The 24,857-nt window shown below is 70.2% G+C and carries 24 protein-coding genes and 1 riboswitch; of the genes, 14 read left to right on the plus strand and 10 right to left on the minus strand.

Annotated elements, in window-relative coordinates; translation table 11 throughout:
- The first annotated feature begins 4 nt into the window (after positions 1 to 4).
- The 5 genes from ACWDZ6_RS12990 to ACWDZ6_RS13010 are packed head-to-tail and all read left to right on the plus strand — an operon-like array spanning position 5 to position 6,094.
- Positions 5 to 1,579 (plus strand): GMC family oxidoreductase, encoded by a 1,575-nt coding sequence (locus ACWDZ6_RS12990; protein ID WP_451502873.1) that lies wholly within the window; start codon positions 5 to 7, stop codon positions 1,577 to 1,579.
- Positions 1,576 to 2,712 (plus strand): quaternary amine ABC transporter ATP-binding protein, encoded by a 1,137-nt coding sequence (locus tag ACWDZ6_RS12995; protein ID WP_451502874.1) that lies wholly within the window; start codon positions 1,576 to 1,578, stop codon positions 2,710 to 2,712. The genes ACWDZ6_RS12990 and ACWDZ6_RS12995 overlap by 4 nt, the downstream gene beginning before the upstream one ends.
- On the plus strand, positions 2,709 to 4,691 hold the full coding sequence (locus ACWDZ6_RS13000) for an ABC transporter permease subunit (protein WP_451502875.1): 1,983 nt from the start codon (positions 2,709 to 2,711) through the stop codon (positions 4,689 to 4,691). The genes ACWDZ6_RS12995 and ACWDZ6_RS13000 overlap by 4 nt, the downstream gene beginning before the upstream one ends.
- A 28-nt stretch (positions 4,692 to 4,719) precedes the next feature.
- Positions 4,720 to 5,673, plus strand: coding sequence for a glycine betaine ABC transporter substrate-binding protein (locus ACWDZ6_RS13005; protein WP_451502876.1), 954 nt, complete (start codon positions 4,720 to 4,722; stop codon positions 5,671 to 5,673).
- A 58-nt stretch (positions 5,674 to 5,731) separates the two neighbouring features.
- Complete coding sequence (locus ACWDZ6_RS13010) at positions 5,732 to 6,094, plus strand: hypothetical protein (RefSeq protein ID WP_366730066.1); 363 nt, start codon at positions 5,732 to 5,734, stop codon at positions 6,092 to 6,094.
- Here ACWDZ6_RS13010 and ACWDZ6_RS13015 read toward each other — a convergent pair.
- A complete protein-coding gene (locus ACWDZ6_RS13015; RefSeq protein WP_451502877.1) occupies positions 6,091 to 6,831 on the minus strand; it encodes an isocitrate lyase/PEP mutase family protein in 741 nt (246 codons plus the stop codon). The two genes, ACWDZ6_RS13010 and ACWDZ6_RS13015, sit on opposite strands and share 4 nt — an antisense overlap.
- Positions 6,832 to 6,875: 44 nt before the next feature.
- Entirely contained in the window at positions 6,876 to 7,376 is a 501-nt protein-coding gene (locus ACWDZ6_RS13020; protein WP_451502878.1) for a carboxymuconolactone decarboxylase family protein, read from the minus strand.
- Between the two features lie 47 nt (positions 7,377 to 7,423).
- Here ACWDZ6_RS13020 and pdxR point away from each other — a divergent pair, with 47 nt between their 5' ends.
- A complete protein-coding gene (gene pdxR, locus ACWDZ6_RS13025) occupies positions 7,424 to 8,824 on the plus strand; it encodes a MocR-like pyridoxine biosynthesis transcription factor PdxR (protein WP_451502879.1) in 1,401 nt (466 codons plus the stop codon).
- A gap of 104 nt (positions 8,825 to 8,928) precedes the next feature.
- Here pdxR and ACWDZ6_RS13030 read toward each other — a convergent pair whose 3' ends face one another.
- The gene (locus ACWDZ6_RS13030; protein WP_451502967.1) at positions 8,929 to 9,780 is read right to left on the minus strand and encodes a hypothetical protein; all 852 of its coding nucleotides are present in this window, start codon (positions 9,778 to 9,780) and stop codon (positions 8,929 to 8,931) included.
- Positions 9,781 to 9,914: 134 nt separating this feature from the next.
- On the opposite strand from ACWDZ6_RS13030, the gene ACWDZ6_RS13035 reads away from it, so the two are divergent.
- Both ACWDZ6_RS13035 and ACWDZ6_RS13040 read left to right on the plus strand, forming a co-directional pair.
- Positions 9,915 to 10,208 carry a hypothetical protein gene (locus ACWDZ6_RS13035; protein ID WP_389174368.1) on the plus strand — a complete coding sequence of 98 codons (294 nt, stop codon included), beginning with the start codon at positions 9,915 to 9,917 and terminating at the stop codon, positions 10,206 to 10,208.
- An 18-nt stretch (positions 10,209 to 10,226) separates the two neighbouring features.
- Positions 10,227 to 11,408, plus strand: coding sequence for a glutathionylspermidine synthase family protein (locus tag ACWDZ6_RS13040; RefSeq protein WP_389174371.1), 1,182 nt, complete (start codon positions 10,227 to 10,229; stop codon positions 11,406 to 11,408).
- 101 nt (positions 11,409 to 11,509) lie between these two features.
- Here ACWDZ6_RS13040 and rocD read toward each other — a convergent pair whose 3' ends face one another.
- Positions 11,510 to 12,715, minus strand: a complete 1,206-nt coding sequence (gene rocD / locus ACWDZ6_RS13045; protein WP_451502880.1) for an ornithine--oxo-acid transaminase — start codon at positions 12,713 to 12,715, stop codon at positions 11,510 to 11,512.
- 120 nt (positions 12,716 to 12,835) lie between these two features.
- Positions 12,836 to 12,926: riboswitch (ZMP/ZTP riboswitch) on the plus strand.
- Between the two features lie 105 nt (positions 12,927 to 13,031).
- On the opposite strand from rocD, the gene ACWDZ6_RS13050 reads away from it, so the two are divergent.
- A complete protein-coding gene (locus ACWDZ6_RS13050; RefSeq protein ID WP_451502881.1) occupies positions 13,032 to 14,315 on the plus strand; it encodes a serine hydroxymethyltransferase in 1,284 nt (427 codons plus the stop codon).
- Positions 14,316 to 14,448: 133 nt separating this feature from the next.
- Here the strand turns inward: ACWDZ6_RS13050 and ACWDZ6_RS13055 are convergent, their stop codons facing one another.
- The 3 genes from ACWDZ6_RS13055 to ACWDZ6_RS13065 form a co-directional block, all read right to left on the minus strand.
- A complete protein-coding gene (locus ACWDZ6_RS13055; protein WP_451502882.1) occupies positions 14,449 to 15,171 on the minus strand; it encodes a hypothetical protein in 723 nt (240 codons plus the stop codon).
- A gap of 123 nt (positions 15,172 to 15,294) precedes the next feature.
- Positions 15,295 to 16,092, minus strand: coding sequence for a hypothetical protein (locus tag ACWDZ6_RS13060; protein ID WP_451502883.1), 798 nt, complete (start codon positions 16,090 to 16,092; stop codon positions 15,295 to 15,297).
- Complete coding sequence (locus tag ACWDZ6_RS13065; RefSeq protein WP_451502884.1) at positions 16,089 to 16,682, minus strand: RNA polymerase sigma factor; 594 nt, start codon at positions 16,680 to 16,682, stop codon at positions 16,089 to 16,091. The genes ACWDZ6_RS13060 and ACWDZ6_RS13065 overlap by 4 nt, the downstream gene beginning before the upstream one ends.
- A gap of 87 nt (positions 16,683 to 16,769) precedes the next feature.
- Between ACWDZ6_RS13065 and trpS the strand changes: the two genes are divergently transcribed.
- Together trpS and ACWDZ6_RS13075 are read left to right on the plus strand one after the other, a co-directional pair.
- Positions 16,770 to 17,792 carry a tryptophan--tRNA ligase gene (gene trpS, locus ACWDZ6_RS13070; RefSeq protein WP_389174388.1) on the plus strand — a complete coding sequence of 341 codons (1,023 nt, stop codon included), beginning with the start codon at positions 16,770 to 16,772 and terminating at the stop codon, positions 17,790 to 17,792.
- A 125-nt stretch (positions 17,793 to 17,917) separates the two neighbouring features.
- On the plus strand, positions 17,918 to 18,499 hold the full coding sequence (locus tag ACWDZ6_RS13075) for a 2'-5' RNA ligase family protein (RefSeq protein WP_366730078.1): 582 nt from the start codon (positions 17,918 to 17,920) through the stop codon (positions 18,497 to 18,499).
- Between the two features lie 136 nt (positions 18,500 to 18,635).
- Here ACWDZ6_RS13075 and ACWDZ6_RS13080 read toward each other — a convergent pair whose 3' ends face one another.
- Positions 18,636 to 19,391 carry a decaprenylphospho-beta-D-erythro-pentofuranosid-2-ulose 2-reductase gene (locus tag ACWDZ6_RS13080; protein WP_451502885.1) on the minus strand — a complete coding sequence of 252 codons (756 nt, stop codon included), beginning with the start codon at positions 19,389 to 19,391 and terminating at the stop codon, positions 18,636 to 18,638.
- Between the two features lie 96 nt (positions 19,392 to 19,487).
- Entirely contained in the window at positions 19,488 to 20,840 is a 1,353-nt protein-coding gene (locus tag ACWDZ6_RS13085; RefSeq protein ID WP_451502886.1) for an FAD-binding protein, read from the minus strand.
- 158 nt (positions 20,841 to 20,998) lie between these two features.
- On the opposite strand from ACWDZ6_RS13085, the gene ACWDZ6_RS13090 reads away from it, so the two are divergent.
- The 3 genes from ACWDZ6_RS13090 (at position 20,999) to ACWDZ6_RS13100 (ending at position 23,580) form a co-directional block, all read left to right on the plus strand.
- A complete protein-coding gene (locus ACWDZ6_RS13090; protein WP_451502887.1) occupies positions 20,999 to 21,583 on the plus strand; it encodes a phosphatase PAP2 family protein in 585 nt (194 codons plus the stop codon).
- Positions 21,576 to 22,517 (plus strand): decaprenyl-phosphate phosphoribosyltransferase, encoded by a 942-nt coding sequence (locus tag ACWDZ6_RS13095; RefSeq protein ID WP_451502888.1) that lies wholly within the window; start codon positions 21,576 to 21,578, stop codon positions 22,515 to 22,517. Before ACWDZ6_RS13090 ends, ACWDZ6_RS13095 begins: the two co-directional genes overlap by 8 nt.
- 133 nt (positions 22,518 to 22,650) lie before the next feature.
- Positions 22,651 to 23,580 (plus strand): YihY/virulence factor BrkB family protein, encoded by a 930-nt coding sequence (locus ACWDZ6_RS13100; RefSeq protein WP_451502889.1) that lies wholly within the window; start codon positions 22,651 to 22,653, stop codon positions 23,578 to 23,580.
- Here ACWDZ6_RS13100 and ACWDZ6_RS13105 read toward each other — a convergent pair.
- On the minus strand, positions 23,549 to 24,754 hold the full coding sequence (locus ACWDZ6_RS13105; protein ID WP_451502890.1) for a D-alanyl-D-alanine carboxypeptidase family protein: 1,206 nt from the start codon (positions 24,752 to 24,754) through the stop codon (positions 23,549 to 23,551). The two genes, ACWDZ6_RS13100 and ACWDZ6_RS13105, sit on opposite strands and share 32 nt — an antisense overlap.
- Positions 24,755 to 24,857 lie beyond the last annotated feature (103 nt).

The following is a 24,857-nucleotide window of genomic DNA, read 5'->3' on the forward strand; positions in this document are numbered from 1 at the left end:
GGAAATGACCGAACAGAACATGACCATGTACGACTATGTCGTCGTCGGCGGCGGCACCGCGGGATCGGTGATCGCCTCCCGGCTCACCGAGAACCCGGACATCACCGTCGCCGTCATCGAGGGCGGCCCGAGCGATGTCGACCGCCCCGAAGTCCTCACCCTGCGGCGCTGGATGGGGCTGCTCGGCGGCGAGCTCGACTACGACTACCCGACCACCGAGCAGCCTCGCGGCAACTCCCACATCCGGCACAGCCGGGCCAGGGTGCTCGGCGGCTGCTCCTCCCACAACACCCTCATCGCCTTCCGGCCGCTGCCGTCCGACTGGGACGAGTGGGCGGCGGCCGGCGCCGAGGGCTGGGACGCGGCCACGATGGACCCGTACTTCGACCGGCTCCGGAACAACATCGTGCCCGTCGACGAGGCGGACCGTAACGCCATCGCCCGTGACTTCGTCGACGCGGCCCAGGCGGCGGTGGCCGTCCCGCGCGTCGAGAGCTTCAACAGGAAGCCGTTCCACGAGGGCGTCGGCTTCTTCGACCTCGCGTACCACCCGGAGAACAACAAGCGGTCCTCCGCCTCGGTCGCGTACCTGCACCCGTTCCTGGACCGCCCGAACCTGCATATCGCCCTGGAGACCTGGGCGTACAGGCTGGAGCTGGACGCTCCCGCAGTCTCCGGCGGGGGAAACCCCAGGGCGACCGGAGTGCATGTCCGTACGAAGGACGGCGAGGAGCAGTTCGTCGGGGCCTGTCATGAAGTCCTGGTCTGCGCGGGCGCGGTGGACACTCCGCGGCTGCTGCTGCACTCCGGCATCGGGCCGCGCGCCGATCTGGAGCGACTCGGCATCCCTGTCGTACACGATCTGCCGGGCGTCGGCGAGAACCTGCTCGACCACCCGGAATCGGTGATCGTCTGGGAGACGCACGGGCCGATCCCCGAGAACTCGGCGATGGACAGCGACGCGGGCCTCTTCGTGCAGCGGGATCCGGACGCGCAAGGGCCCGACCTGATGTTCCACTTCTACCAAATACCGTTCACCGACAACCCGGAGCGGCTCGGCTACCGGCGGCCCGCGCACGGGGTGTCGATGACGCCGAACATCCCCAAGCCGCGCAGCCGCGGCCGGCTGTATCTGACCAGCGCGGATCCGGACGTAAAGCCTGCGCTGGACTTCCGCTACTTCACCGATGAGGACGACTACGACGGCCGTACGCTCGTCGACGGCATCAAGATCGCCCGTCGGATAGCCGAGGCCGAACCGTTGGCGGGCTGGTTGAAGAGGGAGGTCTGCCCGGGGCCCGAGATCACCTCCGACGAGGCGATCGGTGAGTACGCGCGAAAGGTCGCGCACACGGTGTACCACCCCGCGGGTACCTGCCGAATGGGTGCCGCCGCTGATGAACTTGCCGTAGTTGCCCCGGACTTGACGGTCAGAGGTCTCGACGGCATCCGTATCGCGGATGCGTCCGTATTCCCGACGATGCCGGCCGTGAACCCGATGATCGGGGTCCTGATGGTCGGAGAGAAGTGCGCGGAGCTGCTGTCCGTGGCTTCCGAGGAGAGGGGCATGACCCGATGAAGACCGAGTCCGAGGCCGAGACCAGCGCGGAGACGAAGCGAGTGGATGTGAACGAGGAGACTGCTTCCGACACCGGTCAGCCGCCCGTCTTCTCCGTACGCGACCTGTGGAAGGTCTTCGGTCCGAAGGCCGGCCGCATCCCCGGCGACGCCGAACTCGGCGCGCTCTCCCCGGCAGAGCTGCGCGAGCGCACCGGCTGCACCGCCGCCGTACGCGATGTCTCATTCGATGTGCGCAAGGGCGAGGTCTTCGTCGTCATGGGCCTCTCCGGCTCCGGCAAGTCGACGCTCGTACGCTGTCTGACCCGGCTGATCGAACCGACGTCCGGGGCGATCGCCATCGACGGCGAGGACGTGCTGTCCATGGACACGGCGCGGCTGCGCGAACTGCGCCGCCACCGGGCGTCCATGGTCTTCCAGCACTTCGGCCTGCTGCCGCACCGCTCGGTGATCGACAACATCGCGTACGGCCTCGAGATCCAGGGTATGGGCAAGGCCGCTCGCCGCTCCCGGGCCGCGGACATCATCGCCAAGGTGGGCCTCGAGGGCCTCGAACACCGCCGTCCCGGACAGCTTTCGGGCGGTCAGCAGCAGCGGGTCGGGCTTGCCCGTGCGCTTGCCGTCGACCCCGAAGTGCTGCTCTTCGACGAGCCGTTCAGCGCGCTAGACCCGCTGATCCGCCGCGATATGCAGGAGGAGGTCATCCGGCTGCACCGCGAGGAAGGCCGGACGATGATCTTCATCACGCACGATCTGAGCGAGGCGCTGAAGCTGGGCGACCGTATCGCGCTGATGCGGGACGGCCGGATCGTGCAGCTGGGCACGCCGGAGGAGATCGTGGGCTCGCCCGCCGACGACTACGTACGCGACTTCGTCCGCGATGTCGCGCGCGAGCAGGTCATGACGGTGCGTACGGCGATGCGCCCCGCGGATGCCGGCGAGGCCGATACCGGACCGGCGGTCGCCGCCGACGCGACCGTCTTCGAGGCGATCGAGGCGGTCGCCCGCAGCGGTATGACGGCGCGTGTCATGCAGGACGGGCGGTGCGTGGGGGTCGTCGACCACCGCGGGCTGCTGGATGTCGTGGCCGGCCTCGACCGGGGTGCCGACACGGACAAGGCGGCGGCCGCATGACAGCCGTCGTCACCGCCCCCGCCAAGGAAGCGGCCGCACCCGACCGCACTCTCCGGACCCTGCTGCGCCACCGCGTCAAGGGCAAGCTCCTGCTGATCGCCGTTGCCGCGCTGGTGCTCATACCCGCCGGCATCGCGCTGTGGGGCAGCGGAAGCTGGCCCGGCGAGCTGACGGTCAATGTCTCCGGGCCGCTCGACGACGCCAACCAGTGGGTCATCGACAACCGCGACACCCACCCTGTCTTCCTCTACTTCCTGCTCCACTTCTCCAACACGGCCGTGGACGCCGTCGACGTGGTCTACCGGTTCCTGGACGCCATGGGCTGGCTGGGTGTCGTGGTCGCCGGTGTGCTGATCGCCTGGCGGGCCGCCGGGCTCGGGCGGCGCGGGGTCAAGGTCGCGGGGACCGCGTTCGTGGCCTTCGCCGTGTGCGGGCTCCTCGGGATGTGGGACGCCACGCTGCTCACCATCGCCTTGATGGTCGTCGCGGTGGCCGTCGCCGCGCTGCTCGGCGTCCTGATCGGTCTCGCGGCCGGACTGTCCGACCGCGTCGACCGGGTACTGCGGCCTGTGCTGGACACCATGCAGGTGATGCCGGCTTTCGCGTATCTGCTGCCGTTCGTGCTGGTGTTCGGCACCGGCACGCCGGCCGCGCTCTTCTGCACGGTGATCTACGCGGCCCCGCCGATGGCCCGTCTCACCGCGCTCGGACTGCGCGGCGCCGACCCCGCCGTGCTCGAGGCGTCCGCGTCGCTCGGCGCGAGCGGCTGGCAGCGGCTGCGGACCGCGCGGCTGCCGCTCGCCCGCAGGCAGATGCTCCTCGGCCTCAACCAGACGATCATGATGGCGCTCTCGATGGTCGTCATCGCGGCCCTCGTCGGCGCCGGCGGACTCGGTGAACAGGTGTACTCCGCGCTCTCCACCGTCGACGTCGGCAAGGCACTCGCCGCCGGCATCCCGATCGTGCTGATCGCCGTCTGGCTGGACCGTACGACAGCGTCCGCGGGCGACCGTATCGGCGAGAGCGCACCGGGCGGCGGGCTGCTGCACGGCCGGTCCGCGTGGGCGCTGGTGTTCGCCGGTGTCGTGGCCGCGGTGCTGGCACGGCCGGCGATCGGCACCGCCTGGCCGGAGGGCTGGACATATGACATCTCCACGCCCGTCAACAAGGCCCAGAACTGGATCACCGAGCACCTCTCCTCCGGCGTCCCGGTCCTCGGCGGCACGGAAGTGTGGTCGGAGCACTTCACGCTCTGGGTCCTCAACCCGCTGCGCGACGTCCTGACCTGGCTGCCGTGGTGGTCCCTGCTGCTGCTGGTGGCGGCCCTGGCCTGGCTGGTCGGCACCTGGGTGACGGCGCTGACCGCCACTGTCTCGATGGCGGCCATCGGCGTACTCGGGGTCTGGGCGAAGTCGCTGGACACGCTCTCGCAGGTGCTCGCGGCGCTCGTCCTGACGCTCTTCCTCGGCGTGCTCGCGGGCATCTTCTGCGCGCGGGCCGGTCGTCTGGAGCGATGGCTGCGGCCCGTACTCGACGCCATGCAGACCATGCCGCAGTTCGTCTATCTCATCCCGGTGGTCGCGCTGTTCGGCGTCACCCGCGCCTCGGCGATCATCGCGGCTGTCGTGTACGCGCTGCCGGCCGTCGTACGCATCACGACGCAGGGTCTGCGCGAGGTCGACCCGGCCGCGCTGGAGGCCTCCCGCTCGCTCGGCGCGTCGCCCCGGCAGCAACTCCTCCAAGTCCAGCTGCCGCTTGCCCGTCCGGCGCTCCAGCTCGCCGTCAACCAGGGTGTGGTGCTGGTCCTCGCCGTGGTCGTCGTCGGCGGCCTGGTCGGCGGAGGCGCGCTCGGCTACGACGTCGTGAAGGGCCTCTCCCGGGGCGAGATGGGCATCGGGATGACAGCCGGAGTCGCGATCGTCTGCCTCGGTCTCGTACTGGACCGGATCACGCAGCCCACCACCCGCAAGACCGACTGAACCCGTCCTTCCATGTAACAGGAGCACCATGCGCACCCTCCGTATCACCACCGCTGTCGTCAGTGCCCTCGGTGTCCTCACTCTCAGCGCCTGCGGCGCCGCCGACACCGGCAAGAAGAACGACGTGGGCGGTAAGAAGTCCGTGACGCTGACCGTCCCGTCCTGGGTCGGCGCCCAGGCCAACACGGCCGTCGCCGCCTACATCCTGAAGAAGGAGCTGGGCTACACCGTCAAGACCCAGCAGATGGGCGAGGTCCTCGCCTGGGACGCGCTCTCCAAGGGCGACGTCGACGCGATCATGGAGGACTGGGGTCACCCCAAGGAGGAGAAGCAGTACGTCGCGACGAAGAAGACCGTCGTCAAGGGCGGCGACCTCGGCGTCACCGGACACATCGGCTGGTTCGTGCCGAAGTACTACGCGGACGCGCACCCCGACGTCACGGACGCCAAGAACCTCAACAAGTATGTGAAGGACCTGAAGACCGCGGAGAGCGGTGACAAGGGCGAGATCCTCGAGGGTTCGCCGGACTACGTCACCAACGACGACGCGCTCATCAAGAACCTGAAGCTGGACCTCAAGACCAACTACTCGGGCTCCGAGGCCGCGCAGATCACCGCGATGAAGAAGTACGCCAAGGCGAAGAAGCCGTTCCTGACGTACTGGTGGACCCCGCAGTGGCTGAACGCCCAGATCGACATGGTCGAGGTCAAGCTGCCTCAGTACAAGGCCGGTTGTGACGCGGACCCGAAGAAGATCGCCTGCGCCTACCCGAACACACCGCTGCAGAAGTACTTCAACGCCGACTTCGCCAAGAACGGCGGCGAGGCGGCTCAGTTCCTGAAGAACTTCAAGTGGACGACCGAGCAGCAGAACGAGGTCGCGCTGATGATCGCCGGCGAAAAGATGTCGCCGGAGGCGGCGGCCGAGAAGTGGGTCAAGGAGAACGAGTCGACGTGGAAGGCGTGGCTCCCGAAGAAGTAGCCTCAGAATCCCCTCAACTCTCTTGAGGGGAAGGGGTTCTGCGGCCGAGGATCCATACATGTTCGGACTCGGCAAGCAGGAACTCAACGTACTCGTACTGCGTGACGCGGACGGCATCGGCGATGCCGTCCGCGCCGCGTTGGACACTGCCACGCCCGAGGAGCGCCCCGGTCTTGAGCGCGCCGCCGCTCTCGTCGCCGAAGCCGCCGCGGCCTCGGACGCCGAGCTGCGCGGCCGCTGGGTGCGCGCGCATCTCGCCGCGGCCGGCATCGAAGGGCCGGCCGACTCGATCACCGCGATCAAGGCGCTGCGCCAGGCCGAGCGCGGGCTGAGTCTTCTCGCGGCGGTGGGCCTGGCGAAGGACGCGGAGGCGACCAGGCCCGGAGCCGGGAAGGCCGGCCCGGCGGACCAGGCAGGTTAGTCCGCGCGCTGTGTGTGCTCCGCGCGCAGGTTCTCGGCGATGGTCCGTACCGCCGCCATCGCCTTCCGGTGCAGGCCGGGCCCGAAGGTGATCCGGGTCGCGCCGAGGCGGCCCAGCTCGGCGATGCTCGGACTGCCCGGCAGCGGCGCGACATTGATCGGGCCCTCGATCCCTTCGCGCAGCAGTGGGATGTGCTCCGGCGGTACGGCGAACGGGTAGACGCAGTCCGCCCCGGCCGCGACATAGAGCCGCGCCCGGGTGATCGCCTCGGCCGGATCGCTCACGCCGCGCAGGAACGAGTCGACCCGTGCGTTGATGAACAGCCGGTCGCCCGCCTCCGCGCGTACCTCCGCCAGCCGGTCCGCGTGCCGCTGCGGGTCCTTGAGGGCTTTCGTGGCCGAGTCGGAGTCCTCCAGATTGCAGCCGACCGCGCCGGTGTCGAGGATCCGGGCCACCAGTTCCTTCGGAGACAGGCCGTAGCCGTCCTCGACGTCCGCGGAGACGGGCACCTCCACCGAGCGGGCGATACGGGTGACGGCCGCGAACATCTCGTCCGCGGGCGTCTGCCCGTCCTCGTATCCGAGTGCGGCGGCGACACCGGCGCTCGGCGTGGCCAGCGCCGGGAAGCCCGCGTCCGCGAAGGCGCGGGCGCTGGCCGCGTCCCAGGGGCCGGGAAGCACCAGGGGATCGCCCGGCGAACGGCCGTGGTGCAGGGCGCGGAAGACGGTCACGGTCATTTCTCTCCTGGATCTGCTGGATCTGCTGGGGCAGTGTGCGGCGGTCAGTGCTTGAACTGGCCGGCCGTGTAGTGGCCGGGGACCATGCGGGTCGACACGCCGAAACGGTTCCAGGCGTTGATGACCGTGATCGAGGCGATCAGGTGGGAAAGCTCCTTCTCGTCGAAGTGCTTCGCGGCGTTCTCGTACACCTCGTCCGTCACAAAGCCGTCGGTCAGGACGGTCACGGCCTCCGTCAGTTCGATCGCCGCGATCTCCTTCTCCGTGTAGAAGTGGCGCGACTCCTCCCAGGCGCTGAGCTGGATGATCCGATCCACCGACTCGCCCGCCGCCAGCGCGTCCTTGGTGTGCATATCGAGGCAGAAGGCGCAGTGGTTGATCTGCGAGGCGCGGATCCTCACCAGCTCGAGGAGGACCGGGTCGACGCCCTGCCGGGCGGCCGTGTCCAGCGTGACCATGGCCTTGTAGACCTCGGGGGCGAGCTGTCCGATCTGGAGACGGGGGGTGTGCTCGTGGGCGTAGGAGTCGTTTCCGTTCGTCGTCATGGCGACGACGCTACGCGGCTGGTGGCACAGGAGTATGGTCCACTTCCATGACAGATTCCTGGGCCACTTTCGGTGCCGATCTGCATGTCGAACTGCGCGGCTCCGGGCTGCGGTCGGGCCTGATGGACGCGTTGCGGGAGGCCGCGCGCACCGGCCGGCTGGCGCCTGGGACCAGGCTGCCGTCCTCGCGCTCGCTCGCCGTCGACCTGGGCATCGCCCGCAATACGGTCGCGGACGCGTACGGGGAGCTGGTCGCCGAAGGGTGGCTCACGGCGCAACAGGGCTCGGGGACACGGGTGGCCAGACGAGCCGTGCCGAAGAAACCGCCGGCCGGCGTGGTCAGAGCCCGGCCGGCCCGCCGACGCCCCACCTACAGCCTGCATGCCGGCACACCCGACCTGGCCTCCTTTCCGCGCGCGGAGTGGCTGAAGGCGGCTCGCCGGGCACTGACCACCGCGCCCCACGAGGCCTTCGGATACGGCGACTCACTCGGGCGTATCGAGCTGCGGACCGTACTCGCCGACTATTTGGCACGGGCGCGCGGTGTGTACGCGGATCCCGGGCGCATCGTCATCTGCTCCGGCTTCGTACACGGACTGATGCTGATGGGGAAAGTGCTGAGACAGCGTCGGGTACGTGAGGTGGCCGTGGAGTCGTACGGGCTCGATGTGCACTGGAACCTGCTGACCGAGGCAGGTCTGCGGACTCCGGCACTGCCCGTCGACGAACTGGGCTCGCAGACGGGCGGGTTGGCCGCGCTGCGCGGGGTGGGCGCCGTACTGATGACGCCCGCGCACCAGTTCCCGACAGGGGTTCCACTCCACCCCGACCGGCGCGCGGCCGCCGTCGACTGGGCGCGCGGGTCGGGCGGGCTGATCCTGGAGGACGACTACGACGGGGAGTTCCGCTACGACCGGCAGCCGGTGGGCGCGCTCCAGGGGCTGGACCCGGAGCGGGTGGTCTACATGGGCACGGCGAGCAAATCGCTGGCGCCGGGGCTGCGGCTCGCCTGGATGGTGCTGCCCGAGGAACTGGTCGGCGAGGTGACCGAGGCGAAGGGGTCCGTCGATTGGGCGTCGAGCGCGCTGGACCAGCTGACGCTCGCGGAGTTCATCGGATCGGGTGCGTACGACCGTCATGTACGCGGAATGCGGCTGCGCTACCGCAGAAGGCGTGACCAGCTGGTGCGGGCACTGGCGGAGCGCGCGCCGGACATCCGGGTCAGCGGTATCGCCGCCGGACTGCACGCGGTGCTCGAACTCCCGCCGGGCACGGAGGGCTCCGTGATTCAGGCGGCGGCCTGGCAGGGTCTGGCGGTGGAGGGCATCTCGCGATTCCGCCACAAGGACGCGCCGCCGGGGAGGGACGCGCTGGTGGTGGGCTATGCGACGCCGGCGGACAGCGGCTGGGCAGGAGCGCTCGACGCGCTGTGCCGGGCGCTGCCATGAGGAGCGCCCAAGGGCTCGGGCCCGGGGGCCGCGCCTCGATCGCGCGGAGAGGCTGATCCGCGCCGGCGAGGCTCTTGCCGGGGCTCCGCCCCGAGCCCCGTTCCTCAACCGCCCGAGGGGCTGGTTTCCGCCGGCGCCGTCGATGGCGGCTCGCCGAACCGTGCCAGAGCCAGCGCACCCGCCACCGCCACCACGAAGCCCGCGACGGCCAGCCACTCCAGGCCCTCGCGGGTCCGGTCGCCGAGCCACACCACGCCCACGAGTGCCGGGCCGATCGTCTCGCCGATCACCATGCCCGCCGTGGCCGTCGTCACCGAGCCGCGCTGCAGGGCGGAGGTGAGCAGCAGGAACGCCGCGCCGCCGCCGAGCAGCAGTGCGTACACGGCAGGGTTGGTGAGAACTTCGGGCAGGGAGACCGTGTCGATCAGGCGGACCGAGACCTCGACCACCCCGAAGCCGCAGCCCGCGCCGAGGCCGAGCACCAGGGCGCGCGCCCTGTCGGGGAGGCGGCCGGCGACCGTGCCGGCGAGGAGTACGGCGAAGGCGACGCCGAGCATCGCCCAGCGCAGCGCGTCCGATCCGGCGCGGTCGCCCTCCTCGCCCGAGGCGAGGCCCAGCATGGCAAGACCCGCGCAGACCGCGGCCACCGCGGCCCATTCCGTCCGGCTCAGACGGGTATTGAGCAGGCGGGCCGCCACCACGGCCGTGACCGCGAGGCTGGCGGCGAGCGCCGCGCCGACGGCGTAGATGGGGATGGAGCGCAGCGCGACGATCTGGAGGACGAAGCCGAGTCCGTCCAGGGCGAGTCCGGCGACATAGCGCCACTGGCGCAGCGCCCGCAGCAGCAGCGCCGGATCGACACCGGAGCCGGTGCCGGGTTCAGCGGCACGGGTGGCGACGGCCTGGAGGACGGAGGCCGTGCCGAAGCAGACCGCGGAACCGAGTGCACAGATCATCCCAAAGAGCACAGAGCGACTGTAGATGAACCTCGGATGAGGAGGGCTGGTGGACCGGGCTGACAGCCGCGCGGGGCGGCCCTCTAGTCTGTCCGGCGATCCACTGGCTTGATTCGAACGGGGGCGACCGGCTGATGGCACGACGCAGACTGAGGTCGAGCACGGTAGTGCTCGGCGGCATGGGGGTGCTCGCGGCGACGCTGACGGCGTGCGGCTCGGAGCCGGACGAGCGGTGTGTCGATCCGGTGACCTACGAAGTGCTGCCGGACTACAAGTGCGACGGCGACGGCGACAGTGACGGAACCAGCAGCTCCGGCAGGTACTACTACGGCGGCAGGGTGAGCGGTGACCGGGCCGGGGGCGGCAGTTTCGACAGGACCGCCGTCGACAGCGGCGGCTTCGGCGGCTCCAGCTCCGGCGGCGGCTGAGTACGGGGCATACGGAGCATGAAGCGTCACACCATCGAGCCCCGCCCCGGCTGGCAGCAGATCGTCGAGGAACAGGGCCTCATCTACCCGCTCACCCGCTATCCGGACGGCTCCCTGCGCCCTTACTGGGACGAGAGCGCGTACTACGAATTCTCGCTGCCCGAGGTCGAGGCGCTGGAAGAGGTCGTCGAGGAACTGCACGCCATGTGCCTGGCCGCCGCCGCGCACATCGTCGAGCACGACCGCTTCGCCGACCTCGGCATCACCGACCCGAGACTCGCCTCGCTGATAGCCGAGTCCTGGCGGCGACGGGACGAACTCCCCGCTGTCTACGGCCGGTTCGATCTGCGCTACGACGGCACCGGCCCGGCCAAGATGCTGGAGTACAACGCCGACACCCCCACCTCTCTGGTCGAGGCCGCCAGTTCGCAGTGGTTTTGGATGGAGGACCGCTTTCCGGGCGCCGACCAGTGGAACTCCCTTCATGAACGCCTCGTCGACGCCTGGAAGCGTCAGGCGCCGCTGCTTCCGCCCGGGCCGCTGCACTTCGTCCACTCCGACGGCGACGAGCTGGGCGAGGACCTGATGACGGTCGCGTATCTGCGCGAGACCGCCGAGCAGGCCGGCCTCGCCACCGAAGCACTGTCCGTCGAACAGATCGGCTGGGACCGGCTGTCAGGACGCTTCGTGGACCACCGGCTGCGCTTCATCCGCAGCTGCTTCAAGCTCTATCCGTGGGAGTGGCTGACCACCGACCGCTTCGGGCCGTACGTCCTCGACACCCTGGACAACGGCGGCGGCACCGGCACCACCTGCTGGATCGAGCCCGCCTGGAAGATGCTGCTCTCCAACAAGGCGCTGCTGGCGATCCTCTGGGAGCTCAGTCCGGGCCACCGGAACCTGCTTCCCGCCTACCTCGACGGGCCACGTGAACTCGCCGTGGAGCGCGGTTACGTGGCAAAGCCGCTGCTCGGCCGGGAGGGCGCCGGAGTCACCATCCATGAGCCCGGCGCCCGGCCCGTACTGCGCGACGAGCCGTGCTGCTACCAGGAATTGGCCCCGCTGCCCGATTTCGACGGCAACCGCGTGGTGCTGGGCGCGTGGGTCGTCGAGAACGAGGCGGCGGGGCTCGGCATCCGGGAATCGGCGGGGCTGGTCACGGACGAGTACGCCCGCTTCCTGCCCCACGTCATCCTCTAGCCCGGGCCCGAACGGCCCGAACGGCCCGAACGGCCTGTACGGGCCGTACAGGCCGTGCGTCCAGTCCGGGCCGTACGTCCAGTACGGCCCGGACCGGCCGCTCAGCCCTCCAGTACGGCTCTGAGCTGGTCCAGGCCCCAGTCCAGGTCCTCCTTGCTGATCACCAGCGGCGGGGCGATCCGGATCGTCGAGCCGTGGGTGTCCTTCACCAGGACCCCGCGGTCCATCAGCTTCTCGGAGATCTCCCGGCCGGTGCCGCGGCTCGGCACGATGTCGACGCCCGCCCACAGCCCGCGGCCGCGCACCGCCTCCACCGCGCCGCCGCCCGTCAACAGGCCCAGCTCGTGGTGGAGATGTTCACCCAGCTCGGTGGCGCGCTGCTGGAACTCGCCGGTGCGCAGCATCGCGATCACCTCCAGAGCCACCGCGCAGGCCAGCGGATTGCCGCCGAAGGTCGAGCCGTGCTCCCCGGGACGGTGGACGCCGAGCACCTCGGCGGAGGAGACGACCGCCGACACCGGCACGACACCGCCGCCCAGCGCCTTGCCCAGCACATACATGTCCGGCACGACGTTCTCGTGCTCGCAGGCGAAGGTCCGGCCGGTCCGCCCGAGGCCCGACTGGATCTCGTCCGCGATGAAGAGGATGTTCCGCTCGCGGGTCAGCTCCCGCACCCGTGAGAGGTACCCGGCCGGCGGCACCAGCACTCCCGCCTCGCCCTGGATCGGCTCCAGCAGCACGGCGACGGTGTTCTCGGTCAGCGCCGCGTCCATCGCGGTCAGGTCCCCGTACGGAACGATCTCGAAGCCCGGGGTGTAGGGACCGAAGTCCGCCCGTGCCTCCGGATCCGTCGAGAAGCTGATCACCGTCGTCGTACGGCCGTGGAAATTGTTGGCCGCGACGACGATCTTCGCCATGTTGTCCGGGACACCCTTGACCCGGTAGCCCCATTTCCGGGCGGTCTTCACGGCAGTCTCGACTGCCTCCGCCCCGGTGTTCATCGGCAGCACCATCTCCATGTCGCACAACTCGGCGAGCTGTGTACAGAAGTCGGCGAACCGGTCGTGATGGAAGGCGCGGGAGGTGAGCGTGACGCGCTCCAGCTGCGCCTTGGCGGCGTCGATGAGACGACGGTTTCCGTGACCGAAGTTGAGCGCCGAGTACCCGGCGAGCATGTCGAGGTAGCGGCGCCCCTCGACATCGGTCATCCAGGCGCCCTCCGCCGTGGCGACGACGACGGGCAGAGGGTGGTAGTTGTGCGCGCTGTGAGCCTCCGCGGAGGCAATGGCACTCTCCGATGTGGACACGGGATCTCCGTTCAGTAGAGACGAGCCGTCCGGTCGGGGCGGGGTGATGCCCCTGTTTCTATCGTCGCTCGCATGGTGGACTAAGAAACCTTGCTGCGGGTCCTGGCCGCTAGGCTGGGCATTACGCACGGCGACTGGCGTACGGGGAAGTGACCTCGAGGGAACCGCGCGCGGAAGACCACACGAGGTGCCGCCCGCCTGGGTACTCCGGGAAACATCCCATCCGGGTGCTGCCCGCCCCTCGCCGCAGGCCGAGGGGACCCGCGAGCCGCACCCCGGGACCACGACCGAGCAACGGATCGCCCCGGAGGACACCATGACGCTTCCCCTGCCGCACCCCGCACTCTCCGCCACCGACCCGGAACTGTCGGCCCTCGTCGGCGCCGAGGAACAGCTCCAGGCAGAGACGCTCAGACTGATCCCCAGCGAGAACTACGTCTCCCGGGCCGTGCTGGAAGCCTCCGGCACGGTCCTGCAGAACAAGTACAGCGAGGGCTACCCGGGCCGCCGCTACTACGAGGGCCAGCAGAACATCGACCAGGTCGAGCTGCTCGCCATCGCCCGCGCCAAGGCCCTCTTCGGTGTCGAGCACGCCAATGTCCAGCCCTACTCCGGCTCTCCTGCCAACCTCGCCGTCTATCTCGCCTTCGCGGAGCCCGGCGACACCGTGATGGGCATGGCCCTGCCGATGGGCGGCCACCTCACGCACGGGTGGGGCGTCTCCGCCACCGGCAAGTGGTTCCGCGGTGTCCAGTACGGCGTACGCCAGGACACGGGCCTGATCGACTTCGACGAGGTCCGCGAACTCGCCCTGAAGGAGCGCCCGAAGCTCATCTTCTGCGGTGGCACCGCACTGCCCCGCACCATCGACTTCGCGGCTTTCGCGGAGATCGCCCGCGAGTCCGGCGCCGTCCTGGTCGCCGATGTCGCGCATATCGCGGGCCTGATCGCGGGTGGCGCCCATCCCTCCCCCGTGCCGCACGCCGACGTGATCTCCACGACCACCCACAAGACCCTGCGCGGGCCCCGGGGCGCGATGCTGATGTCCCGCGCGGAGCACGCCAAGGCGATCGACAAGGCGGTCTTCCCCGGACTCCAGGGCGGCCCGCACAACCAGACCACCGCGGCCATCGCGGTCGCCCTGCACGAGGCGGCCCAGCCCTCCTTCCGTACCTATGCTCAGTCGGTCGTGGCCAATGCCAAGGCGCTCGCCGAGGAGCTGCTCGCCCGCGGCTTCGATCTGGTGTCCGGCGGAACCGACAACCATCTGATCCTGATGGACCTCACCCCCAAGGACGTGCCCGGCAAGGTGGCGGCGAAGGCCCTCGACAGGGCCGGGATCGTCGTCAACTACAACACCGTCCCGTACGACCCGAGGAAGCCCTTCGACCCCTCCGGCGTACGCATCGGCACCCCCTCCCTCACCTCGCGCGGTCTCGGTACGCAGCACATGGCCGCCGTCGCCGACTGGATCGACCGCGGTGTCACCGCGGCCGGCACGGGGGACGAGGACGCGCTGGCCGCCATCCGGTCCGAGGTCGCCGAGCTGATGGCCGCCTTCCCGGCGCCCGGACTGTCCGCCCAGCACGCTGACGGGTGACCGGTCAGCCATCGGTGACCGCCATGGCCGGCCGGGTCCGGTCGGCAGCCGGTTCGTCCTCCATCGCCGGACGGGTTCGATCGCCGGACGGGCTTGAAAGCAAGCCTGTCCGGCAAGCCCGACCGGAGAGTGCCTAGCTGTCGAGCAGCTCCTGACGGGGTCCGGTCTCCGGCGCGCCGCTGCCCCGCCCGAACGGCGGGCGCGGCAGCCGTGAGACCACCGGACGGAGCACCAGTGCCAGCACGGCCCCGGCAGCGAGCCCCGGTATCGCCCACCACCAGTCCGTGCTGCCGTCGGCAGCCGCCGCCGTGGGCCGCGGCCGCTCCTCCTGCGGGGGAGCGGCGGCTTCGGAGCTCCCGCCCCGGTCCTGCTCCTGCCCCCATGCGGGTGGGAACATCGCGACACCGCTCCCGCCGGACTTCTTGCCCATCAGGCCCAGCTTCTTGAAGTGCCGGGTCAGCTCCGCCGGATTCCGCGCCTGATGCCAGTAGCCCTTCTGCGGCGTCGGCTCCGTAGAGGTATGTATCCAGACGAGGCCCGGTCGCTCGCCCGGATACACCCGGTCCACGCGCCACGGGGCCACATCGTGGACCATCCAGGTCACATTGATCTGCCGCGTCCCCACCGCCATGTCCAGCGACGGCGGCCGCTCCTTCTGGCCCTCCACCCGCTCTGCCCCCAGCAGGCCCAACAGGGTCGTGTACTCCTTGTCGGAGTAGTAGAGCGAGGCCGTCTCACCGCTCTCGGGAGAGGTGATCAGGACACTCGTCGGCCCTCCCGCCACCGCGCTCGGGGCGAAGATCCAGGTCAGTGCGAGCACCGCCGCCAGTGCGGCAAGTCGTCGTAGCAGTCGCATACTTCCCCCAGCCGGAGCCGGTGCAGACCATCCGCACCGCGTCCGCGTCACCTCTGGTACACCGCTCGCCCGCTCCAGGTTCCCGTTCCGGGACAATCGCTCGGCAGTGCGCGACGGGTTTTTTCAGGGCGTGGATTCCGCGATCTCCTTGGCGCGCGGCAGCGATGCCACGCCCTCGAGCCGCAGCGTCGTCCGCTCGTCCGCAGCCGTCCACAGCAGCGTCGGCCCCGCCGTGCGCTCGGCCTCGGTCCACCCGGCGCCCTGTGCGTCGGTCATCCGGAACCGCAGCAGATGCGGCTCGGCGAACCACAGGCCCGTCCCGCCGCTCAGCGCCACCCACTCCGGCATGAGCCGAGCCTCCTTGGCGAAGCCGAGGTCCAGCCTCGCCGGGAACTCGTCCAGCCGTATCGTGCGACCCCGTTCGCTCCAGCACAGGCTCATCACCGACCTGCCCGCAGGTCCCACGGTCACCGAGACCGCGTCCGGCTCGCCGAGCGTTCCCGGCACCCGCGCCCGGAAGCCCGCGCGCCGCTCCGCTTCCGCCCAGGGGACCGGGTCGTGGCACCACGGCACCGGCCCCTCGGGCGGTGGCGGCAGCGACGGGTCGTACCGCACGTCCACCCCGCTGAAGCCGAACCAGTCCGCCACGGCCGCCCGCACCGGAGGCGTGAGCACCAGCACCACCACGAGCCCGGAGAGGGCGACCGTCAGTGCCCGGCCCCGCCTGCGCGTCCAGCGCCTGAACCGCTCGGCCCTCCCGGGCGCGGCGGGCACGGGCACCGCCTCGGCGAGGAGCTGCGCCAGCACCCGCTCCGCCATCGTCCCGCCGTCGACATCCGGGATCCTGATCCCGCGCCCCAGCCCTCGCAGTTCCTCACGCAGGGCCTCGTGCTCGTCGCCAGGACGATCCTCGTCACTCATTGCTCCTCACCTCCCTTCCCCGGCAGAAGCCCCGGAAGCAGCCGCCCCAGCTTCCGCAGCGCGCGGTTCAGCCTCGACTTCACCGTGCCGCGCGGCCAGCCCAGCGCCTCGGCCGTCTCCGCCTCGTCCATCTCCAGCAGATAGCGGTAGGTGACGACCTGCCGCTGCTCCTCACTCAGCTCGTCCAGCGCCGCCCGCAGCAGCGCCTTCCGCTCCTCCGCCACGGCGGCCACCGCCGGGTCCGCCGATTCCGGTATCAGCGGCTCGGAGCCGAGCAGCAGCGCCTCCCGCCCGGCGAGCGCCCGCAGCCGCACTGCGGAGCGCACTGTGTTCCTCGTCTCATTGACCACGATCCGCAGCAGCCACGGACGGAAGGCCGCGCCGTCCCGGAACCGTCCCAGCGACTGGTACGCCTTGAGGAAGGCGCTCTGCACCACATCCTCCGCATCTGCACCCGCTCCGAAGGCCACAGCCGCCCTCAGCGCGACATTCGTATGGGCGCGCACCAGCTCCGCGTACGCCTCCGGCTCTCCGGCGCGCACCCGTGCGATCACCGCAGCCTCGTCGACGACGAAGCCGCCCCCCTCCACGACGGTGCAGCCCCCTCCGGCGTCCCCTCGCGCGTACTCACACCTTTGATACACCGGCGGCCGTAGATCGGTTCCACACCTGAGAGAATGATGAGCATGGCCTCTGACCGACCCCGCGCGCTCTCCGGTATCCAGCCCACCGCAGGCTCGTTCCACCTTGGGAACTACCTCGGTGCGATCCGCCAGTACGTGGCGCTGCAGGAGACCCACGACGCGTTCTACATGGTTGTGGACCTGCACGCGATCACCATGCCGCAGGACCCCGCCGAGCTGCGCGCCAACACCCGGCTCGCCGCCGCCCAGCTGCTGGCCGCCGGTCTCGACCCCGAGCGCTGCACCCTCTTCATCCAGAGTCATGTTCCCGAGCACGCCCAGCTCGGCTGGATCATGAATTGCCTCACCGGTTTCGGCGAGGCCTCCCGGATGACGCAGTTCAAGGACAAGTCCGCCAAGCAGGGCGCCGACCGCGCCACCGTCGGCCTCTTCACGTATCCGATCCTGCAGGTCGCGGACATCCTGCTCTACCAGGCCAACGCCGTCCCGGTCGGTGAGGACCAGCGCCAGCACATCGAGCTCACCCGTGACCTCGCCGAGCGCTTCAACAGCCGCTTCGGCGACACCTTCACCGTCCCGGCGCCGCACATCGTCAAGGAGGTCGCGAAGATCTACGACCTCCAGGACCCGTCGATCAAGATGAGCAAGTCGGCCTCCACGCCCAAGGGCCTGATCAATCTGCTCGACGAGCCCAAGGTGACCGCCAAGAAGGTCAAGAGCGCGGTCACCGACACCGACACCGTCATCCGGTTCGACCCCGTGAACAAGCCGGGTGTCTCCAACCTCCTCACCATCCACTCCACCCTCACCGGCAAGACCGTCGCCGAGCTCGAGGCGGAGTACGAGGGCAAGATGTACGGCGCGCTCAAGACCGACCTCGCCGAGATCATGGTGGACTTCGTCACGCCGTTCCGGAGCCGTACGCAGGAATATCTGGACGACCCCGAGACGCTGGATTCCATCCTGGCCAAGGGCGCGGAGAAGGCCCGCGCGGTCGCCGCCGAGACCCTGGCCGCCGCATACGACAAGGTGGGCTTCCTTCCCGCCAAACATTGAGGACACTGATTCCGTGCTGATTCATCACTGAATCAGCACTGTGTCCAAGGACTCTGGTCACACCTACGGTGCAGCCGCCACACTGGCGGCTGCAGACCTAGCTACCGACGAGTGAGGAGAACGACGTGGGGACCGTAACGCTCGGCGTTTCGATCGCGGTCCCGGAGCCTTACGGCAGCCTGCTCCAGGAGCAGCGCGCGGGCTTCGGGGATCCCGCCGCGTACGGTATTCCCACGCACATCACGCTCCTCCCGCCCACCGAGGCGGAGGCCGACGCCCTGCCCGCGATCGAGGCGCATCTCGCCGAGGTCGCGCGCTGCGGCCGGCCGTTCCCGATGCGGCTCTCCGGTACCGGAACGTTCCGTCCGCTCTCGCCCGTCGTCTTCGTCCAGGTCGCCGAGGGCGCGGCGGCCTGCACCTGGCTGCAGAAGCGGGTGCGGGACGCCTCCGGGCCGCTCGTGCGCGAGCTGCAGTTCTCGTACCACCCGCATGTGACCGTGGCGCACGGAATCGCCGAGGAGGCGATGGACCGGGCCTACGAGGAGCTGTCGGACTACGAGGCGGCGTGGACCTGCGCCTCCTTCGCCCTGTACGAGCAGGGTGCGGACGGCGTGTGGCGCAAGCTCAGCTCGTACGCCTTCGGCGGAGGCATCGCGGCGGTCCCGGCGCAGGGCGCCCCGATCGACGAGCCCGCCGCGACCATCTGACCCGACCGTCCGGCCCCCGCCCCGCGTCCGGCCCACCGTGCCCCGCGACCGGCCGCCGCGACTCGCACCCCGCGACTCGCACCCCGCGACCGGCGAGTCGCAGCCCGCGACCGGTGGCCAACGCCCCGCGAGGCCGTCAGACGGGCAGCCGGCGGAAGACCGGCCTCGGTACATGCCGCAGCGCCGACATCACCAAACGCAGCGCCCCTGGCACCCACACCGTCTCCGACCTGCGCCGCAGCCCCTGCTCGATGGCCGCGGCGACCGCGTCCGGCGTGGTGGCCAGCGGCGCCTCGGCCAGCCCCGCCGTCATCTTCGTGCGTACGAATCCGGGGCGTACGACCATCACATGCACACCCGTCCCGTGCAGCGCGTCACCCAGACCCTGTGTGAAGGCGTCCAGGCCGGCCTTGCTCGAGCCGTAGATGAAGTTGGCGCGGCGGGCCCGCTCGCCCGCCACCGACGACAGCACCACGATCGAGCCGTGTCCCTGGCTCTGCAGCGCGCCCGCGCACACCAGTGAGGCCGAGACCGCCCCTGTGAAGTTGGTCTGCGCGACCCGGACCGCCGCCAGGGGCTCGGACTCGTCGTTCGCCTGATCGCCGAGGACGCCGAAGGCGAGCAGCACCATGTCGATGTCGCCCTCCGCGAAGACCTTGCCCAGTGCAGGCTCGTGCGCGGCCGGGTCGAGGGCGTCGAAGCCGATGGTGTGCACGTCCGCGCCGAGCGTGCGCAGCTCGGCCGCGGCGGTCTCCAGAGCGGGCGAGGGGCGGCCCGCCAGCCAGACCGTACGGGTGCGGCGGGCGATGAGCCGGCGGGCGGTGGCCAGCCCGATGTCCGACGTACCGCCGAGGACGAGCAGGGACTGCGGGGTGCCGAAGGCGTCCTTCATGACAGGGGCTCCTCAAGGAGGGAGGGGGCGGGGGGGCGGTAGGCGGGTGCGGGGGCTCGGACGCCGGACGGGCCCAGGGGCTGCCGCAGCCGGGCGTCACAGGGCCAGGCGCCTCGACAGGTCCGAGACGAAGACGCCCCTCGGGTCCGCCTCGGCCCGCAGTGCGCGGAATTCGGGCAGCCGCGGGTACATCTCGGTGAGCAGTTCCGGGCGCAGCCGGGAGTCCTTCGCGAGATAGACCCGGCCGCCCGCCGACGCGACCTCCTCGTCCAGCTCGTCCAGGAACGCGCCGAGGCCCGGCAGCCGGGCCGGGATGTCCAGAGCCAGCGTCCAGCCGGGCATCGGGAAGGACAGCCACCCCGGGTCGCCCTCGCCGAACCGCTTCAGCACCGCCAGCGACGAGGGGCAGCCGCGCCGCGAGATGCGCCGCACGATCCGGCGCAGTGCCTCCTCCTGCCCGTGGCCGACGACGAACTGGTACTGCACGAAGCCCCCGCGCCCGTAGATCCGGTTCCAGTGCGGGACGCCGTCCAAGGGGTGGAAGAAGGCCGAGATCTTCTGCAGTTCACCGGTCCGCCGCAGCGGCGCCCGGTGGTACCAGAACGCGTTGAAGAGCCCGACGGTGGTTCGTCCCAGCAGTCCTTCCGGTACGAAGCCGGGGGCGGCCGGCAGCTGTGCCGGGCGGAATGCGAGCGGCGTGCGCCGCGCGCGCGGAGGAAGCGCGTCCAGCGGTGCGTGCTCCCCGCGGGTGAGAACCGAGCGCCCCAGCGCACGGCCGCGCGCGAGGAGGTCGACCCAGGCGACCGAGTACCGGTATCGGTGATCGGTGGTGGTGAGCCTGGCCATCAAATCGTCGAGATCCGTGGTCCGTTCGGTGTCGACCGACATCAGCGAGGTCTCGACCGGATGGAGCTGCACGGTCGCCGAGAGGATCACCCCGGTCAGTCCCATGCCGCCCGCCGTCGCGTCGAAGAGGTCGGTACCCGGGACGACATCGAGGATCTCGCCGTCCGCGGTGAGCAGTTCCAGCGACCGCACATGGCGGGAGAAGGATCCTGAGACATGGTGGTTCTTGCCATGGATGTCGGCGCCGATCGCGCCGCCCACCGTGACATAGCGGGTCCCGGGGGTCACCGGCACGAACCAGCCGAGCGGCAGGAGCACCTCCATCAGCCGGTGCAGGCTCACGCCCGCGTCGCACACGACGAGGCCTGCCTCCGCGTCGACGGTACGGATCCGGTCCAGCGCGGTCATGTCGAGTACGGATCCGCCCGCGTTCTGCGCCGCGTCGCCGTACGCCCGCCCGAGCCCGCGGGCGATGCCGCCGCGCGCCCCCCACGTCCGTACCGCCGCCGCGGCCTCCGTGGATGTACGGGGCCGCAGCATACGGGAGGTCGTCGGGGCGGTCCGGCCCCAACCGGTGACGGACACGAAGTCGGCACTGAGCATGCCCTTGACCGTATAGCCGCCTATTGATCAATTGCTCTGTACGTCACCGGACTCGCCGAAATGGGTGATTAAACGAGTGTCATTAAAGATGGGCGTGAAAGTGGGCCGATCGCCGAGAAGAGTCGCCCCTGGCTCATGAGAAGGGGTGGCGAAGGCACATGGGATACGTCGACTGTGCGACCGCCGACCGGCGGCTGCTGGCGGCGATGCGCGACTGCGGCGGCGAGCCGCGTGTGGCCGCGGTCGCCCGCGCACTCTCCTTCACCGGAGAGCACGGCGCGCTCTGGCTCGTCGCCGGGCTCGCGGGAGCGGCTGCCGACCGGGAGCGGCGCGGGGCATGGCTGCGCGCCACGACCCTGGTGGGCGCAGCTCATCTGGCGAGTACGGGAATCAAGCGGCTGGTACGCCGCCCCCGGCCCGAACTCCTGGCTCGTGAGCCCCTCGTGCGCACCGCCGGACGGCACTCCTTTCCCAGCTCGCACGCCACATCGTCGGCCGCGGCCGCCGTCGCCTTCGGTGCGGTGCGCCCCGTCGGCCGCCGGCTGGCGCCGCCGCTGGCTGCCGCGATGTGCGTGTCCCGCCTGGTCGCCGGCGTCCACTATCCGACGGACATCGCCGCGGGTGCCGTGCTCGGCGGGCTCACCGCGGGTCTGGGTGCGGCCTGGATGACGCGCCCCCTCGCGGGAGCCGCGGAACTCGCCTCGGGCGCCGCAGGAGCCGCCGGAGGCGGGCGGGATGACTGAGCGCGGCACCGCGCTGCTGGACCGGCCGGATCAGCCCACCTCACTTCGGGCCATGAGACTGCCCGTCGGCCTGATCAGGACCGCCCGGCCGCGCCAGTGGGTCAAGAACGTACTTGTCATGGCCGCCCCCGCCTCTGCCGGAGCGCTGGACTCGCGGCACACCGCCGTCCAACTGGCCGTTGTCTTCGTTCTGTTCACGACGGCCGCCGCGGGCGTCTACCTGATCAACGACGCCCGGGACGCCGGTGCCGACCGTGCGCACCCCGTCAAATGCCGACGGCCGGTCGCCGCCGGGGACGTCCCGGTGGCCCTTGCCCATACCGTCGGCGCGCTGCTCGCCGGCGCTGCGATCGCCGGCGCCGTCACTTTGTGCAATGCCATGACCGGCGCGCTGCTCATCGCGTATCTGTCGATGCAACTCGCGTACTGCATCTGGCTCAAGCATGTTCTCGTCGTCGATCTGGCAGTCGTCAGCACCGGGTTCCTGATGCGCGCGATGATCGGCGGGATCGCGCTCGGCATCCCCCTGTCCCGGTGGTTCCTGATCACCACAGGCTTCGGCGCGCTTTTCATGGTGGCGGCCAAGCGGTACTCGGAGGCCGTGCAGATGGAGGGCGCCAAGGGCGTGACGCGTGCGCTGCTGAATGAGTACACGACCGGATATCTGCGCTTCGTCTGGCAGCTCGCGGCCGGTGTCGCCGTGCTCGCCTACTGTCTGTGGGCCATGGAGAGCGGTGGCGTGGCCGACCGGGCTCTGCTGCCCTGGCGGCAGCTGTCGATGATCGCGTTCATCCTGGCCGTGCTGCGGTACGCGGTCTTCGCGGACAGGGGTACGGCCGGCGCGCCCGAGGACGTCGTGCTGCGCGACCGGGCGCTCGCCGTCATCGGGCTGGTGTGGGCGGCGATGTACGGGATGGCGGTCGCCGATCTGTGAGCGGCCTGCGAATCGGATCGGGCCGGACCGGTCGGACCGGTCGGATCGGGTCGGCAGGGGCAGTCCTCGCCGCCTGCCTGCGATTCCGGCGAATGGGGACGCTGGTATTCGGTGTGGAGGGTACGCGTACGACATGGACTGGCTGACCAAGCTCCCCGTCATCGGCCCGCTCGTGGCCAGGCTGATGCGCACCCACGCGTGGCGCTCGTACGAGACTCTCGACCGGGTGCACTGGACGCGACTCGCCGGCGCCATCACGTTCATCAGCTTTCTCGCGCTCTTCCCGCTGATCACGGTCGTCGCGGCGATCGGCGCCGCGCTGCTCGACGACGAGCAGCTGGACAAGATGGAGAACAAGCTCAGCGAGCAGGTGCCCGGCATCTCCGACCAGCTCGACATCAACTCCCTGGTCGCCAACGCGGGCACGGTCGGGCTTGTCGCGGGCGCGCTGCTGCTCTTCACCGGCATCGGCTGGATCGGCTCGATGAGGGACTGTCTGCGCGCCGTCTGGGAGCTGGACGACGAGGTCCAGGGCAACCCCGTCCTGCGCAAGTTCAAGGACGCGGGTGTGCTGCTCGGGCTCGGCGCGACCGCGCTCGCCTCGCTCGCCGCCTCCGCGCTCGGCTCCACCACCGTCGGCTGGACCGCCGAGCGGCTCGGCATCGACGAGGGCGGAGCCAGTGGCGTACTGCTGCAGATCGTGGCCCTCGTGATCGCCGTCGTCGCGGACTTCCTGATTCTGCTGTACATGCTGACCCTGTTGCCCGGGGTGCAGCCGCCGCGCCGCCGCCTGGTCGTGGCGGCACTGATCGGCGCGGTCGGCTTCGAGCTGCTCAAACTGCTGCTCGGCAGCTATATGAGGGGCGTCGCGTCGAAAAGCATGTACGGCGCTTTCGGCGTTCCGGTCGCCCTGCTGCTGTGGATCAACTTCACCGCGAAGCTGATGCTGTTCTGCGCCGCCTGGACGGCGACGCCGAGCGAGCGGAGCGGGCCGGATGAGCACGGTGGTAGGACGGAGACCGTCGGCGGGGCTAACGGCGGCGCAGCGGCCAGCGGCGGTTGACCAGGAACACACCGGCCGCCAGCGCCAGCAGCACTCCGCCCGTGACGGCGATCGCGGTGCCGACCCCGCCGGCGCCGCTCGCCCCGGCATGCGTCTTCGCCGGAGCGCCGTTGCCGGCCGGCTTCCCGCCGTCGGAGGACGGGGTCGCGGACTTCGGCGGGACCAGTTCGCCGACCGGCTTGACCTTCCCGGCCGCGGCGAAGCCCCAGTCGAGCAGTCGGCCCGCCTCCTTGTACACGGCATGGCTCTCCCCGGAGCCCGGGTTCATGACGGTGACGAGCAGCACCTTGCCGTCGCGCTCGGCGACACCGGTGAAGGTCGCGCCCGCGTGCGTGGTGTTGCCGTTCTTGACGCCCGCGATGCCCTTGTACGGAGAGATGCCGGAGTCGCCGGTGAGCAGGCGGTTGGTGTTCTGGATCTCGAATGTCTCGCGCTCCTTGCCCGCGGCCTCCACGCCGGGGAATTTGGCGCGTGCGGTGGAGCAGTACTCGCGGAAGTCCTTCTTCTGCATGCCGCTGCGAGCGATGAGCGTGAGGTCGTACGCGGAGGAGACCTGGCCGTTGGCGTCGTAGCCGTCCGGCGATACGACATGGGTGTCGAGTGCCTGCAACTCGTCGGCGTGCTGCTGCATGTCCATGACCGTCTTGGCTACGCCGCCGTTCATCGAGGCGAGCACATGCACGGCGTCGTTGCCGGAGCGGAGGAAGACACCGAGCCACAGATCGTGGACGGAGTACGTCTGCTTCTCCTTGACGCCGACCAGACTGCTGCCCTCGCCGACGTCCGCGAGCTCGGCGTTGGTCACCTCGTGGATCTCGTCCTGCGGCAGCCGGGGCAACACGGTGTCCGCGAACAGCATCTTCAGAGTGGACGCCGGTGGCAGCCGCCAGTGGGCGTTGTGCGAGGCCAGCACGTCGCCGCTCTCCGCGTCCGCGACGATCCAGGACCTGCCGCTCACATCCTTGGGCAGGACGGGCGCGCCGGGGCCGAGGCTGACCTGGGTGCCGGGCTTACCGAGTTGGGCGCCTCCGACGGAGGACATGGCGGCCGGGGGGATCGGCTGTTTCTTCTCTGCCGGGCGGTGTTCGGTGTCCGCGGAAGCGGGCGCGACAGTGAGAACGGGGAGCAACGCGGCGGCAGTGACCGTCAGCGCGGTCTTTTTCAGAGCAGACACGGTCGAAAACGTACATGGCGTTGAGAAAAATGCGCTCATCATCTTAATGACCCGCCGGGAGTGACGCCGGGACAGCCCACCCCGAGGAACCGGGTCGGAGGAC

The sequence above is a fragment of the Streptomyces sp. NPDC002926 genome, assembly GCF_053591755.1.

What these genes read in the sequence shown, in the direction of transcription:
- ACWDZ6_RS12990 (WP_451502873.1), top strand. Translation starts at nt 5, where the DNA reads ATGACCGAACAGAACATGACCATGTACGACTATGTCGTCGTCGGCGGC.
- ACWDZ6_RS12995 (WP_451502874.1), top strand. Translation starts at nt 1,576, where the DNA reads ATGAAGACCGAGTCCGAGGCCGAGACCAGCGCGGAGACGAAGCGAGTG.
- ACWDZ6_RS13000 (WP_451502875.1), top strand. Translation starts at nt 2,709, where the DNA reads ATGACAGCCGTCGTCACCGCCCCCGCCAAGGAAGCGGCCGCACCCGAC.
- ACWDZ6_RS13005 (WP_451502876.1), top strand. Translation starts at nt 4,720, where the DNA reads ATGCGCACCCTCCGTATCACCACCGCTGTCGTCAGTGCCCTCGGTGTC.
- ACWDZ6_RS13010 (WP_366730066.1), top strand. Translation starts at nt 5,732, where the DNA reads ATGTTCGGACTCGGCAAGCAGGAACTCAACGTACTCGTACTGCGTGAC.
- ACWDZ6_RS13015 (WP_451502877.1), bottom strand. Translation starts at nt 6,831, where the DNA reads ATGACCGTGACCGTCTTCCGCGCCCTGCACCACGGCCGTTCGCCGGGC.
- ACWDZ6_RS13020 (WP_451502878.1), bottom strand. Translation starts at nt 7,376, where the DNA reads ATGACGACGAACGGAAACGACTCCTACGCCCACGAGCACACCCCCCGT.
- pdxR (WP_451502879.1), top strand. Translation starts at nt 7,424, where the DNA reads ATGACAGATTCCTGGGCCACTTTCGGTGCCGATCTGCATGTCGAACTG.
- ACWDZ6_RS13030 (WP_451502967.1), bottom strand. Translation starts at nt 9,780, where the DNA reads ATGATCTGTGCACTCGGTTCCGCGGTCTGCTTCGGCACGGCCTCCGTC.
- ACWDZ6_RS13035 (WP_389174368.1), top strand. Translation starts at nt 9,915, where the DNA reads ATGGCACGACGCAGACTGAGGTCGAGCACGGTAGTGCTCGGCGGCATG.
- ACWDZ6_RS13040 (WP_389174371.1), top strand. Translation starts at nt 10,227, where the DNA reads ATGAAGCGTCACACCATCGAGCCCCGCCCCGGCTGGCAGCAGATCGTC.
- ACWDZ6_RS13050 (WP_451502881.1), top strand. Translation starts at nt 13,032, where the DNA reads ATGACGCTTCCCCTGCCGCACCCCGCACTCTCCGCCACCGACCCGGAA.
- ACWDZ6_RS13055 (WP_451502882.1), bottom strand. Translation starts at nt 15,171, where the DNA reads ATGCGACTGCTACGACGACTTGCCGCACTGGCGGCGGTGCTCGCACTG.
- ACWDZ6_RS13060 (WP_451502883.1), bottom strand. Translation starts at nt 16,092, where the DNA reads ATGAGTGACGAGGATCGTCCTGGCGACGAGCACGAGGCCCTGCGTGAG.
- trpS (WP_389174388.1), top strand. Translation starts at nt 16,770, where the DNA reads ATGATGAGCATGGCCTCTGACCGACCCCGCGCGCTCTCCGGTATCCAG.
- ACWDZ6_RS13080 (WP_451502885.1), bottom strand. Translation starts at nt 19,391, where the DNA reads ATGAAGGACGCCTTCGGCACCCCGCAGTCCCTGCTCGTCCTCGGCGGT.
- ACWDZ6_RS13085 (WP_451502886.1), bottom strand. Translation starts at nt 20,840, where the DNA reads ATGCTCAGTGCCGACTTCGTGTCCGTCACCGGTTGGGGCCGGACCGCC.
- ACWDZ6_RS13090 (WP_451502887.1), top strand. Translation starts at nt 20,999, where the DNA reads ATGGGATACGTCGACTGTGCGACCGCCGACCGGCGGCTGCTGGCGGCG.
- ACWDZ6_RS13095 (WP_451502888.1), top strand. Translation starts at nt 21,576, where the DNA reads ATGACTGAGCGCGGCACCGCGCTGCTGGACCGGCCGGATCAGCCCACC.
- ACWDZ6_RS13100 (WP_451502889.1), top strand. Translation starts at nt 22,651, where the DNA reads ATGGACTGGCTGACCAAGCTCCCCGTCATCGGCCCGCTCGTGGCCAGG.